This is a genomic window from Mucilaginibacter sabulilitoris (assembly GCF_034262375.1).
Lineage (GTDB): Bacteria > Bacteroidota > Bacteroidia > Sphingobacteriales > Sphingobacteriaceae > Mucilaginibacter > Mucilaginibacter sabulilitoris.
In genome coordinates this window covers 5,003,029-5,017,197 of sequence record NZ_CP139558.1, presented here as the reverse complement: position 1 = coordinate 5,017,197, position 14,169 = coordinate 5,003,029, and the positions used below count along the sequence as shown (strand labels likewise).

General features: G+C 41.4%; 11 protein-coding genes. 4 read left to right on the top strand and 7 right to left on the bottom strand.

Annotation, left to right across the window (positions count from 1 at the left end):
• Window positions 1–50 precede the first annotated feature (50 nt).
• The 3 genes from treY to glgX are packed head-to-tail and all read right to left on the bottom strand — an operon-like array spanning window position 51 to window position 6,694.
• The gene (gene treY / locus SNE25_RS21610) at window positions 51–2,738 is read right to left on the bottom strand and encodes a malto-oligosyltrehalose synthase (RefSeq protein WP_321561084.1); all 2,688 of its coding nucleotides are present in this window, start codon (window positions 2,736–2,738) and stop codon (window positions 51–53) included.
• Window positions 2,731–4,566: a malto-oligosyltrehalose trehalohydrolase gene (gene treZ / locus SNE25_RS21605; RefSeq protein ID WP_321561083.1), complete on the bottom strand. Its 1,836-nt coding sequence runs from the start codon at window positions 4,564–4,566 to the stop codon at window positions 2,731–2,733. The genes treY and treZ overlap by 8 nt, the downstream gene beginning before the upstream one ends.
• Entirely contained in the window at window positions 4,544–6,694 is a 2,151-nt protein-coding gene (gene glgX / locus SNE25_RS21600) for a glycogen debranching protein GlgX (RefSeq protein ID WP_321561082.1), read from the bottom strand. The genes treZ and glgX overlap by 23 nt, the downstream gene beginning before the upstream one ends.
• A gap of 215 nt (window positions 6,695–6,909) precedes the next feature.
• Here glgX and SNE25_RS21595 point away from each other — a divergent pair, with 215 nt between their 5' ends.
• Window positions 6,910–7,275 (top strand): response regulator transcription factor, encoded by a 366-nt coding sequence (locus SNE25_RS21595; protein ID WP_321561081.1) that lies wholly within the window; start codon window positions 6,910–6,912, stop codon window positions 7,273–7,275.
• 13 nt (window positions 7,276–7,288) lie between these two features.
• Here SNE25_RS21595 and SNE25_RS21590 read toward each other — a convergent pair whose 3' ends face one another.
• The 4 genes from SNE25_RS21590 to SNE25_RS21575 form a co-directional block, all read right to left on the bottom strand.
• Window positions 7,289–7,660, bottom strand: coding sequence for a DMT family protein (locus SNE25_RS21590; RefSeq protein ID WP_321561080.1), 372 nt, complete (start codon window positions 7,658–7,660; stop codon window positions 7,289–7,291).
• Between the two features lie 126 nt (window positions 7,661–7,786).
• Window positions 7,787–8,644 (bottom strand): oxidoreductase, encoded by an 858-nt coding sequence (locus SNE25_RS21585; protein WP_321561079.1) that lies wholly within the window; start codon window positions 8,642–8,644, stop codon window positions 7,787–7,789.
• 131 nt (window positions 8,645–8,775) lie between these two features.
• Window positions 8,776–9,696 (bottom strand): AraC family transcriptional regulator, encoded by a 921-nt coding sequence (locus tag SNE25_RS21580; protein WP_321561078.1) that lies wholly within the window; start codon window positions 9,694–9,696, stop codon window positions 8,776–8,778.
• 45 nt (window positions 9,697–9,741) lie between these two features.
• The gene (locus SNE25_RS21575; RefSeq protein WP_321561077.1) at window positions 9,742–11,007 is read right to left on the bottom strand and encodes an FAD-dependent monooxygenase; all 1,266 of its coding nucleotides are present in this window, start codon (window positions 11,005–11,007) and stop codon (window positions 9,742–9,744) included.
• Between the two features lie 117 nt (window positions 11,008–11,124).
• On the opposite strand from SNE25_RS21575, the gene SNE25_RS21570 reads away from it, so the two are divergent.
• The 3 genes from SNE25_RS21570 to SNE25_RS21560 all read left to right on the top strand — a co-directional run bounded on the left by SNE25_RS21570 (window position 11,125) and on the right by SNE25_RS21560 (window position 14,153).
• Complete coding sequence (locus tag SNE25_RS21570; protein WP_321561076.1) at window positions 11,125–12,036, top strand: helix-turn-helix domain-containing protein; 912 nt, start codon at window positions 11,125–11,127, stop codon at window positions 12,034–12,036.
• A gap of 67 nt (window positions 12,037–12,103) precedes the next feature.
• Complete coding sequence (locus SNE25_RS21565) at window positions 12,104–12,754, top strand: HD domain-containing protein (RefSeq protein ID WP_321561075.1); 651 nt, start codon at window positions 12,104–12,106, stop codon at window positions 12,752–12,754.
• 136 nt (window positions 12,755–12,890) lie between these two features.
• Complete coding sequence (locus tag SNE25_RS21560) at window positions 12,891–14,153, top strand: hypothetical protein (protein ID WP_321561074.1); 1,263 nt, start codon at window positions 12,891–12,893, stop codon at window positions 14,151–14,153.
• The last annotated feature ends 16 nt before the right edge of the window (window positions 14,154–14,169 follow it).

Below are 14,169 nucleotides of genomic sequence, written 5' to 3'. Positions count from 1 at the left end.
TGATTGTTTTAGAGTGATTTAGCAGAATGGATATACTCCATTCTGCTTTTTTATTTAAGAACTGATTTAAGCACTGCCATAGGAAACTCCTTAAAAATATCATCAATAGTTAAATGCTTTATATGGGCAATTGGTTTACTACTCAATACATTGTTCCAGGTCACTGGTGCTTCAGCTGGCAATACGATGCGGGTATTTTTCCAATTCATTTTATCGGGATTACCATAATCCCAACCTAACTGCCCTAAATGCAGCGGAATGGCAACGATATACCAATTATCCTGATGTCGACGGGCATATGCTAAAACATTGTCCCTGTATTTTCCTTTTATCTCCAGCGGGACGTACGTGCCTTTTTCAAAGGTTATACTACTATTTTTTCGCTCATTGAACAGCAATTGCGTAAGCCAAAGTTTAATGTTTGCATTGTTACGATCTGTCCATAGTTCACCAATTGAATTAGTATTAGCTATTAGAGACTCTAATTTGTGAGCCCTTATTGGGAAATCAACCGGGCGCCTATTATCCGGATCAACCATGCTCAGGTCCCAAAACTCGCATCCCTGGTAAACGTCAGGAATACCGGGACATGTAAATTTTAACATTGTTTGCGAAAGGGAATTAATAATTCCAAAGTCTGTAATTTTAATTCGCAGCTTCTGAAAGCTTTGCATAAAATCACTTTCAGGTTTTAGGATGGCTTGTACAAATTTCAAGCAGCTTTCTTCATATTTGTTATTTGGTTCGGCCCATTGCGTATGTAATTTGGCTTCACGTAAACCTTTTATCAGGTATTCTTCCAGCCGTTTATTAAAATCATCATCCTCACCGGGCATGGGATAACTGCCTGCTATACTTTGGTAAATCAGGTATTCGTCGTTTGCATCTGGTATTCCATTTGTTTTATACTTGCTGTTATCTTCTTGCCAGCGTTTAACCACCGCTATCCAATCAGAGGCAAAATCAGTTAACACATTAAGCCGAGCCCGAACGCCTTCCCCGCGTTTGGTATCATGAGTGGCGGTAGCGTTAAGAGATAAAGGCCAACGTTGCTGACGGGCCATCATATAATTGTGAAACTCATTTGGCACGATTCCAAAAGTTTTTGGTGTATCTCCAACCTCATTATGGCCTATAAAACGGTCGTAGGTATACATCAGGGTGTCTTCTACACCCTTAGCCATCAATGGGCCTGTGAATTGCATACAACGCAGATAGAAGCGTAATATCCGGGATGAATCAATATCGGATTGACCGTCAACCAGAACGTTTTCGAACAGGGCAACAGCCTCTTTCAAATCGGGTTTTGCTTCACTAATATTGTTTAATATGTTTTTTACAGCTTTTTGTTCAACATCGGGCAAAGGAAACTTGTTGCTATAATAGCGGTAAACGGGACACCGAATCAGAAATTCAGCGATCACTGTTTTAATATCAGTGGTTTTTATAGCTGCGTTGTCAGCCAGTTCCAGATCAACGAAGAGTTGGTAGAGGTTTTCTAATTCTCCGGCCATGTGCTCATATAATATGAGCGATTTATTTTTTAATATAGCCTGAGATACAGACAGTTTATCAGTATTAATGGTTTTATAAAAATCGGCAAACAGCTTTTTGCTTTCGGTTTGTGTAAATAAGTTATTGCCCGTGGCCAGAAAGTCATACCCGGTATTACCTTGTATGGGCCAGTTTTCGGGGAAATCCTCACCATCCTCCAGAATTTTTTCAACTATAATATAAGTTTCCGGGCCGGTAAGCTTGCGTAAACGTTCAAGGTAAGCAGTTGGGTCATACAATCCATCAATATGATCTAAACGGATACCCTGAATAATATTCTTATCTAAAAGCGTTTTAAGCAGTTCATGACACCTGTCAAATACCTTGGATATTTGCATATTGAGACAGATGAGCCCATTAACTGTAAAAAAACGACGATAGTTAATCTGCTTTTCTGTTTCCTGCCAGTAACATAATTGATAATATTGACTATCAGATATTTGCCTCAGTAAATGGGTTTGATTGTTTATTAGACCAATACAAGCCCTTATATATTTCTTAATTGTAGGTTGCTTGAACAGGGCGGCCAGTTGTAACTTTAATTCTTCAAATCGGATACCGTATGCTTTGTTATTATCGCTTTGGTGTAATTCTTTCGCTTCATCAATTAATTGGCTGACTGTTATTGGAATGTTTGTTTTAGGCGCCTGGAGGATAGTTATGTAAGCATGTAGGTTTAAAGGATAACGCTGATCTGCATAGGTGAACACAAAGCGGTTATCTCTGAAATCAATTTTAATCTGTTTTTCTTTTAACGCATCTTCAAAAGGTAAGCCTAAAAAAGGAACCATCAGCCGACTATTATATACCGGGACTGACCAGATAATATCAAAAAAATCGGCAAATTCAGATCGCCGGCCTTTCTCCAGCACATCCATTAACCATGTGTTATTTTTATGGAATGCCATGTGATTGGGCACAATATCCTGCAGCCAGCCGATATTGAGCTTCTTAAGAGTTTTACTGATAGTTTCCAGTTCTTTTAAAGTCCCTATCTCCGGGTTGATACGCAAAGGGTTAACTACATCGTAACCATGGGTGCTGCCGGGTGTGGCTTCGAATATCGGAGAAGCATATATAGTACCTACGCCTAACTGATGCAGGTAAGGAATAATGTTTTTTAAGTCTTTAAAAGTAAAGTCTTTGTTAAACTGTATCCGGTAGGTAGCAACGGGGTTATGCATGATATTGTGTATATATCAGGATGGTTGCCGGAGGTATTGCTATTAAACCTGTATTAAGTATTTCGGGTGATGATACCGGGCCGTTCCATTTTGGATGAGCCGAATCAAATAGTTTTTGCCATTGGTTGATACCCTCGGGTATAGCCACTGGCTGATCCTTACCTGAAAAGTTGAGCAGGCAGATAAGCTGTTGATCAGTCGTCCATCTTTGTATCATCAATGTATTATTCGCCGCATTTGTTTCAACGGTCATGTTGTCGCGGTTGAGGGTTTTTAATGCGGGTTGGTGCTTACGCAACCCAATGAGGGTTTTGTAATAATGCAGCATGGTTTGGTAGGGCTGTTGCTCCAGTATATCCCAGCTTAGTTTAGAGCGCTCAAAAGTTTCTAAAGCTTGAGGATCAGGTGCTTCGCCACGTGCATGAAAATCAGCAAATTCGGTTTTACGGCCTTTTCTTACAGCCTCAATCAGCCTTTTATCTGTATGGCTTACAAAAAACAGGAAGGGGTTGGGCTCACTTCTTTCCTCACCCATAAATAAGAGCGGCAAAAACGGGCTAATCATAACCGCGGCCGCCATTAACTTTTGCATTTCAAAACCAAATAGCTGACCTGAACGTTCGCCAAGCATGCGGTTACCCACCTGGTCATGATTTTGTGAAAACGCTACGAATTGCCTGCCGTTTATACCGGCGGTATTTGTGCCGAATGTTTTTTGCCTTTGTTCGGAATACTGTCCATGGTATACATAGGCGTTTTGATAAGCGAGGGCGAGATCCTCAATTCCATTAAAATCGGTGTAATAACCATTTCTTTCACCGCCTGCTGCTACGCGCAGGGCATGATGAAATTCGTCGATCCATTGAGCATCCAGGCCGAAGCCACCTTTGTTTACCGGGTTAATAAAACGGGTATCATTCAGGTCGCACTCTGCAATGAGATAATATGTTCTACCTGTTGTTTGCGTCAGTTGAACTACTTGTTCACTAATTTCCTGCAAAATGTGTTTGGGACTAAAATCTTTAATGGCGTGCACGGCATCCATGCGCAGGGCATCTACATGAAAATCATGGAACCACATCAATGCGTTATCTATGAAATACTGCCGTACCTCATCGCAACCGGCATCATCAAAGTTAATGGCGCTGCCCCAGGGTGTATGGTATTTGTCGGTAAAGTACGGTCCAAATTCATGAAGGTAATTTCCCTCAGGGCCTATATGGTTATACACTACATCCAAAACTACTGCCAGGCCCTTATTGTGGCAGGTATCAATTAAATGCTGTAAACTTTGTGGCCCTCCATAGCTGTTTTGTACTGCGAATGGGAATACTCCGTCATAACCCCAGTTCCTTTCGCCCGGAAATTGGGCCACGGGCATAATTTCAATGGCGGTGATACCAAGGCTAACCAGGTAATCAAGCCGGTCTTCAATGCCTTTAAAAGTGCCTATGGATGTAAAAGTACCTGTGTGCAGTTCGTAGAATATATAGTCTTCCAGCGGCGGGTTTTGCCATGGGGCATCTGTCCACTTATAGGCATTCAAATCAAAGGCAAGTGATGGGCCGTGTACACCTTCGGATTGGAAAAGGGATGCCGGATCTGACAGTTGTTTGCCGTCAACATCAAACCAATAGGTATCGCCTGGTTTAACTTCATCAGTGCTTAATGTCCAATAACCACGTTCTTGTTTAATTAAAGAAAGCGTTTTCATGTCAAGCTTAATGGAAACTTTATTGGCATAGGGCGCCCAAAGCAAGATTTCGGCAAGACCTAAACCGTTAAAGTTAATGCCTATGTTACGTTTATTGATGCTTGGTGCCTCCATTGTGTACTAATTGATGTTGAAGTAATACAACGGAGCGCCCAGCTACTTGTATGGTATCTTCCGCGTTAAATTTGCCGGTAGCATTTTCCATTTGTTCTTTACTGGTATCAATTAACAAATCCCAGTCTTTAGCGTAAACAGCTTTTGGCAATTTATAGCTTAGGGCTTCGTCATGCGCATTGAAAATAATGTAAAAGCTATCATCTACCACTTTATTACCCTCGGCGTTAACGCTGTGTAAGCCAAGCCCGTTTAAAAATACCGCTACCGATTTGGCAAAATCATGGCTCCAGTTGTCATCATTCATTTCATTTCCATTGGGTAAAAACCAGGCTATATCTGCAGGGCCCTCTTCTTTTACAGCTTCTCCTTTAAACCAATTGTTGCGTGAAAATGCAGCATGCTCTTTTCTCAGTTTAATTAACATGCTGGTAAAAGCCTGTAAGTTTTTATCCATGGTTTCCCAGTTTATCCATGAAATTTCATTGTCCTGACAATAGGAGTTATTATTACCTTGCTGTGTGCGACCCATTTCGTCGCCGGCAATCATCATAGGTACACCCTGCGAAAGAAAAAGTGTGGTTAAAAAATTCCTTTTTTGTTTACAACGAAGCAGATTAATGGTTTCATCATCAGTTGGTCCTTCTACGCCGCAGTTCCATGAGCGGTTGTGGCTTTCACCGTCATTATTATCTTCGCCATTGGCTTCGTTATGTTTTTCGTTATAAGTTACCAGGTCATTCAGCGTAAAACCATCATGAGCGGTAACAAAATTAATGCTGGCTGTAGGGCGGCGATATGATTTAAACAGATCGGAGCTGCCTGTTATACGGTCGGCAAATTCGGCCAGCATGCTTTCGGTACCACTCCAGTAGTCACGTATACTATCGCGGTATTTGCCGTTCCACTCGGCCCAGCCTGATGGGAACTTACCCACCTGGTAGCCTCCTTCGCCCAAATCCCATGGCTCGGCAATGAGTTTTACCTGCGATATGATAGGGTCCTGGTGAATGATATCAAAAAAGGCGCTCAGTCGATTCACTTCATGCAGCTCACGGGCCAGTGTAGCGGCAAGATCGAAACGAAACCCATCAATATGCATATCAATTATCCAATAACGCAGGCTATCCATCATCAGGCGTAATACATTGGGTAAATTAGCATTTAGCGTGTTGCCGGTACCGGTATAGTCCATATAGAACCTTTTGTTATCATCAACCAGGCGGTAATAGGATGAGTTGTCAATACCCCTGAACGATAGGGTAGGACCTAGCTGGCTACCTTCGCCGGTATGGTTATAAACCACGTCCAGAATTACCTCTATACCTGCCTTATGCAGTTCCTTAACCATGTTCTTAAACTCAACAACCTGCTCTCCAAGCACGTTACACGACGCGTAACGCGAATCGGGGGCGAAGAAGCCAATTGTATTATACCCCCAGTAGTTAGTAAGTCCTTTATCCACCAGGTGCCTGTCGGCAAGGAAATGATGAACCGGCATAAGTTCAATAGCGGTTATCCCCAGATTTTTTAAATACTTGATAGTTACCGGGTGCGCTATCCCCGCGTAAGTGCCTCTTATCTCTTCCGGTATTTCGGGATGAAGTTTTGTGAAACCCTTTACATGTGCTTCATAAATTATAGAGTTATAGTAGGCTACGTTAGGGCCCTCATCATTTTCCCAGTCAAAATTATGGTCAATAACAACCGACTTTGGTATAAACGGAGCGCTATCGGTTTTGCTGAAACTCAAATCTTCTTCAGGATTACCCACTTCATAACCAAACAGGGAATCGTCCCAGTTAATTGTTCCGGCAATAGCTTTTGCGTAAGGGTCAAGCAATAGTTTGTTCGGGTTAAACCGGTTCCCGTTCTCGGGTTCATATGGCCCGTGTACCCGGTAACCGTATAACTGTCCGGGTTTTAGGCCCGGAATATATACGTGCCATATCAGATCGGAAAACTCGGTGATCTGAATTTTTGATGATTCAACCTCATCATGTATGGTATTGAACAGACAAAGATCAACACCGGTTGCATTTTCGGCATAAAGCGTGAAGTTTACTCCATTACCATCCCAGGTAGCGCCAAGGGGAAACGATTTGCCCGGATATGTTACTATTTTCATAAGTGATCAGGTAGTTGTTTATGTTTTGTTACCTATTTTCAAATCGAAATTGAGGGGAATTGTTTGGTGTTATTGAACATTTATCATTTTTTCATTTTTTTTGCTACAAGCTATAGAATGTTTAAAATAGTTTCTTTATGTGTAAGTAATTTAATTAGAAATTGATTGTTAATTATTTACTAAGTAAATTTGCTTGTCTACACACATCAAAACCTATGAATAAGAAAATATTTATTGTTGAAGACGACAATGACTTGTCTGAAGCGATACAGTTGTTTTTAAAAGCCGAGGGTTATTACACCACTGCGTATGCTGATAAAAATTCGATAAAGGGAGTAATTCTGCACATGCCTGATCTGGTGCTCGTTGACAACAGGTTAAAGGATGGTTTGGGAAGCGAGCTTTGTAAGGCCATAAAACAACATCCCTTAACCATGAATGTACCTGTTATAATGATATCAGGATGCGATGGTTTGGCTGATATTGCCGATGGATGCGGCGCTGATGCATATTTAAGCAAACCTTTTGATATGATTGAGCTTATTGAACTTATAGACAGACAGTTAAAGAATCTTGTTTAACGCGGTATGTAAATCACCATTTCTTAAATATTACAAATACCGCCAGCACAATAAGCGCAAAACCAAGCAAATGGTTCCAGCCCAGTTTTTCATCTTTAAAAAATGTTAAGGTGAACAGCATAAAAACAATAAGGGTTATGGCTTCCTGTATAGTTTTAAGCTGAACCAAAGAAAAAGGGCCTCCGTTTGCCTTAAAGCCACCCTCATTGGCCGGTACCTGAAAAAGATATTCAAAAAACGCAAGCCCCCAACTAATCACAATGATAGAGAAGATGCCCAGGTTTTTGCCCCAGGAGAATTCTTTGAATTTTAGGTGCCCATACCAGGCAAACGTCATAAATGTATTGGAGATAGTTAAAAATAGAATTGTTCTTAAGCCTTTCATATTTGTTATAAAGTAAGGCAAATTACGGCGAGGATTGTTACACATCAAATAATATTCATTTTTAACTAAAAAAGCTGCACAAATGATATCATTTTGTACAGCTTTTTTAGTTTTTAACAAATTTGTTTAAGCTTTTGCAACTACATCATCATGGTCGGTACCGGTAACTACTTCATACCAATCGGCTATATCTTTTTCAAAAGCAGCAGTTTTTTCTCTGAATCTGGTAAGGGTGTCATTGCCCAACGGTAAGTGCACCGGAGGATTTTCTGATGCGGCAAGTTTAACAAAGGCCTGAGCCAGCTTTTCAGGATCGCCGGGCTGTTTGTTGTTAGCTTCAATTGCAAATTTGCGCATTGTTCCAACAGTTTCATCATAGTCATCAATAATATTTGTTGTATTGCTTAGTGATGATTCGTCTAAGAAATTGGTACGGAAAAAACCGGGAGCAACTACGGTAGCGTGTATACCTAATGGGGCAAGTTCCAACGCCAAACCTTCAGTAATACCTTCCATGGCAAATTTGGTTGATCCATATACTCCCCAGCCATAGTAACTGCTTAAGCCGCCGACAGATGATATATTAATCACATGACCAGCGCGTTGTTTACGCATGTATGGCAATATGGCGCGGATCACATTCAGCGTACCAAATACATTCACCTCGTAGTTTTGCTTTACTTCGCGGGCGGTTGCTTCTTCAACAGCGGCCAGCAAGCCATAACCGGCATTGTTTACTAATACATCAATACGGCCAAAATGATCGGCGGCTTGTGCTGCTGCTTGTTTGGCTTGATCTTCATTGGTAATATCAAGGGTTACAACAAACAGGTTTTCGTTATTATTGAATTGTGCTACCAGTTCTTCGGCTTTACTGCGAACGGTTGCTACCACTTTATCGCCAGATGCTAATACTGCTTTAGTAATGTTAAGGCCGAAACCTCTTGAGGCGCCGGTAATGAACCATGTTTTTTGAGTTTTCATTGCTTTAATTTTTTATTGTTTTTTGATATACCAAAGTTGCTGACAAAACCGAGGGTAGCTTATAACAATAACAAAGCGTTTATTATGAATTTCAAAGATTTGTTGTAATCAGATAAAATATAGGTCTTAGATCAGGATTGATACGCTTTCCTGAACTCGGTTGGGGTAACTCCGGTGTTTTTTTTAAAGAACAGGTTGAAGCTGGGCTGTTCGGCAAAGCCTATACTGTAGCTTATATTTTGCAAGGTCCAGTCGGTTTGTAACAGGAGCACCTTGGCTTCTTCAAGCAGCCGGTTGCGGATATGGGTACTTACATTTTGCCCGGTATGTTTTTTTAATAACGCGTTTAAATGATTGGGATGTACCGCTAAATCGGACGCAAATTCTTTGGCAGTTTTTAAACGTATCGGGTTTTCATAGTTAATGCCTGATGTTTCCTTTTCGAGCAGGTTAAAAAACTGGTGTATGTGGTTATACTCTTCATTCACCGCATCGGGTTTCGGGTAGCGGGCTACTTTCATACTTTCTACCATCAATAGCTGTAAATAGGCCTGCATGGCATCTTCCTTAAATTCACTGTCAGACAGTTCTTCATTTTTCATGCTGATGAACAGTTGATTAAGCACAGGAATTTCATGTTCTGCCAGGCGGATCACACTTTTATGCTTTTCGGTAAATAAGCCGAATTTATCAATTGTGGCTTTTAGCTGCGGGTGTTCGCTGATAAATGATTTTTTGAAAAGTACGTAATATCCGCCTGACTGGTCTGAAAGGTTTTTCCAGGAAATAATATCATTGGGATGAATAAACAAGAGGGTTGGCTCTTCAATATAGTAGGTATTAAGGCCCATAGTAAATACTCCAGCGCCTTTAGTTATCATTAAAACTTTATAAAACTCTCGTCTGTTGGGCGACAGGTAATTACGGCATTCATGCTGTTCGCGGTTAAACACCTTAATAGTCCAGCTTTCATAAAACTCACGCATAACCGGTATCATATCGGGCAGGTCACGCAGAGTATCAATGAGTTTGCTGTCTAATGTGGTTTGCATCTTTTTAATTTTGATTATCAAAATTAACTAATGAAACCACATTTATTAAAAATGATCACTTTTTATTGCCTGCAAATGATAACGGGCATAGTCCCGTAACTCAATGGCATTTGCAGCTTCATCAACGGCAAGCTGCATTTCTTTCATAAAACCGCGCAATATGCGCTCTTTCCCGGGCAGTTTAAGTAAAATGCTCATCATAGTAGTTTGTAACCAGAGTTGTGTTTTTGATTTGGCTACCATTTCTTTTAAAACGGTGGCACCAAGCTTTTGGTTAGCTTTAACAAACCACCTCATCTGGCTTTCGTAAGTTTTAAAGGCTATTTGATAATCCCCGGCGGCGGCGAGTTCACCGGCCAAAACATAAGCGCCAACTAACGCGAGACTGCTGCCCTGGCCAGAAGCAGGCGAGGGGCAATAGCCCGCGTCGCCAAGCAAAACAACCCTGCCATTTGATAAACTATCCGTTTTTACCTGACTTATCGAATCAAAATAAAAATCGGGCGTATCATGAATAGCATTTAATATTCGCGAAATGGCTGAACCTTCATTTTTAAACTGGTCAATTACCATTTGTTTTTGTTGCGCTATGTCACGATGATCATAATTGGCTTCGGGGGCAGCAAACATGAAAAAAGCCTTGGCCTCCTGATTGTTGCCTGTGCTGTATACATTTACAGTTTTATCAAGGCCCGGATAACTCAATTCCCAGTGATCGAGATCAAAAAAGTTGGGAGTAGTGAAAATAGACACATAATATCCTAAATGATCAACGTTAATATTTTCCTTGTCAAACGCCAGCGTCCGCACATTTGACCGTAAGCCATCAGCTGCTACTACCAAATCAAAATCGCGCTGCCCTCCGTTCTTAAAAGTGACAGTTACCAGTTCATCAGTTTGGGTAATATCTGTAATGGAATCATCGAAAATATATTCGGTTTGATCGTTAGTTTCGGCATACAAGATGCCCGATAATTCACCGCGCATAATCTCTATGTCGGTACTCTGCCGCATACCAAATAAGTTGGGATCTTTCAGGTTTGCATAGCGCTTGCCATTTGCATGTATAAATGACGAACCACGCATTGCGGTATTTAATTCTTTTACTTTATTTAAAATGCCCATACGACTTGCCACTTCAGTAGCCGCTCCCCGAATATCGATCCTGTATCCTCCTTTTCGGAGCTCGGGCGACTTTTCAACAATGGTAACATTAAATCCGTATTGATTTAACCAATAAGCTAATGCCGGTCCGGCTATGCTTGCTCCCGATATTAAAATATTCCGGTTATTTATGTTGTCGTTTGCCATAGGTTATCAAATAATAAATCAAAGATGGCCATAGCCGGCAAACGCAGTTAATGAATTTCGGCGAAGTGCCTTAAATTCTCGGTGAACGAAGGGCTAAATGAATTATAATTTATTTAAATGAGTATGACGCTTCAGTGGTTCATGATTTATAGCTTTGTTAACGGTATGGAAAAGCACGATTTTTTGCAAACACGTATGGATAGGGAGTTAAAAGATTCCTTCTCCATAACTCACTTGTCAAAACAGTATTTTGATAACCTGCTTGTTTGCCGCGCCAATTATAACCGTGTTTTTATATTGGAGACGGGTAACGGCACACTTCAGGTTGATGATGTTATTTACAAGGTTAATGGTAGCGAGTTGTTTTTAGTGGCTAAAGCACAGTTATATGCCTTTGGCCCGGGTACAGAGATAACAGGCTACGAGCTTTCTTTTGGGGATTGCTTTTGGGAAAAAGCTCCCGGCAGCGCCAGTAACTGCAAAGCAGTATTGTTTAATAACGCAGCTGCCAATCAGCAATTACCGTTAAGTGATACTGATTACACTGAAGTAAATGGTTTATTTAAGCTGTTACATCTGGAATTTATAAAAGATGATTACTCTAATAAGCTGGATGCGCTGGCTGCTTACCTAAAGATTATAATGATCAAGATAGCCAATGTTAATGCATCTCTGGTAAATGGGTATGATAGTTACGAAAATCAGCTTTATCGCAGGTTTGTGGAGTTGGTTAGTCAGCAATATCAAACTACTCATGAGGTGGCCGATTTCGCCCTGCAATTAGGTGTTTCGGCTCGTAAATTGTCTGATCTGTGCCGGCGCTGTAGTGGTAAAGGAGCTAAGGATATAATTAACGGACAGGTAATTGCTGAGGCCAAGCGCTCATTGCAATTCTCGTCCAAGCCGGTAAAAGAGATAGCCTTTCATCTCAATTTTTCTACACCCGATCAGTTCAGTCATTTTTTCAAGAAAAATACTCAGGTATCGCCCAATGATTACCGCGGCCATTTTGTAAATATTGGCATGTGATTGACGGTTTTTAACATTCCACAGGTGCTATACTGCCACTAATTTTGTTGATATAAAATCAACAAATATGTCAGTAAACAAAGTAAAATCATTAGCTGGGATCAGCATTCCCGATAGCGCCATTGCCAGCCAGGCCACAGAACTTTTGCTGGAGCACGGCACAGAGTTTATTTATAACCACTCTTTGCGCGTATTCCTTTTTGCTTCACTAAACGGAAAACGAGATAACTTACAATATGATCCTGAACTGCTTTATGTGAGCTCGGTATTTCATGACCTGGGTTTAACTAAACATTACAGCAGCCCCGATCTGCGTTTTGAAGTAGATGGTGCCAATGCCGCCCGTGATTTCCTGAAAAGCCACGGCTTGCCAAAAGAGTCATTACAACTGGTGTGGGATACTATAGCGCTGCATACCACTATTGGTATTGCCGAGCATAAGGAGCCGGAAGTTGCGCTCATGTACTCGGGTGTTGGGCTGGACGTAATGGGTGAAGGTTACGAAAATTTGAACGCAGAGCATCGGGAGGAAATTATATATGCATTTCCGCGTAACGATTTTAAGAAAAACATTATCCCCACTTTCTTTAGCGGATTTGAGCATAAAACCGAAACTACTTTTGGTAATATTAAAGCCGATGTGTGCGCTTTTATGATCCCGAACTTTCATCGTAAAAACTTTTGCGATTGTATCCTGCATTCGCCCTGGAGTGAATAATTTATATGGCTAATCAATGCGAAATGCGCGAACAAGGTGGGGTTTTGCATTGATTTTATACTTATTAATGATATATTAATAAAATATTTATACGGGTTGATATTTTTGAGTACATCCAATTAATAAAACCTGTATAATGAGTTTATCTGCACTGAAATTTTTGGAACGGATTGCTTTAAGCGCTGCTATCCTTTTCCTCGTGCCTGGCTTTTCAGGCTTTAGCCGAAACATCAAATTTGCACCCCCAGGAGATTACCGATTTGATAAGAACATATCCCGTGAAGTATTGGAAAACTATCTGGATAGATCAATCACAATGCAAAGCCTGCTTATTGGCAAGGGTAACTTTGATGATAACCTGAGGATGATCAAAAATATAGGAGCCAAGTTTATCGGTCGTGCTGTGTGTCAATGGGGAGAAGAAGCAGCTATCCCCGGAAATCTGCAACAGGAAAAGGAACTCGCCGCTAAGGCACATGCCAGCGATCCCGATATTATATTACAAGCATGCATATTTGAAATAGTAACCAAAGAGGTAGAGCAGCTTCCCGTACCCAACTGGGCTTTTGCAGCATTAGATATGCCCATACAAAAACGCAATTTTAGTTATGACGATATGCTGTATGCCGATGGGAAATTCAAGGGCCAGTGGGGCAGGGGTTCGGTGCCGGATGTAAGCAGACCTGAAACTAAATTATTTTTCTATTACCTGGCAAAATCCTATATCGATGCTGGTATAGAGGGTATTCATTTTGGACAGGTGGAACTCATGAATAAAAACGATCCTAATCTGGATCATTACGCGCAGATATTAACCCTGATAAGAACTTACGCAGCCAAACATGCCCGCAGGCATATGGTCATTTGCGATTCGCATGTACCCGGCGGTGGTTTTGTACGCAACGGGAAATTATTGATGGATGTTCATGCCTTTCCACTCCGGATCGTGGAAACGCCGGGGAAACCTGAAGACGCAACTCTGCAGGTTGGCCATACCGATGCCCTTTATTTACGCAGCAAAGGCGGAATAACACCAAGCGGCTGGAGCTGTGAGCATCTGCCTTACCTGGTTGAATTTGATAATTATGGTGTGAGTAAAAGGCCCGGACAGGAAAATGCCGGCGATATACCCTTTTGGGTTTGGGGTTATGATGAGATAAGCTGGTTTGCACATCAGGATAAACCATACCGCACGCAATGGCTACGTTATGCCTATGACTGGATAAAGAAAACCGACCCGAACGGGCACCTGGAAATGCCCGGCGGCCGGCAAACTACATCACCACTTGACAACAAGCGCTGGTATTATGCGAACAACGCCAGCGCTGCGGTGCCCGAAGGTCACGGTGATGAAGATACCATCCGCAACATTTGGGCATCCGCTTCAACAAACAAATAACGGGGCAAAACAGGCT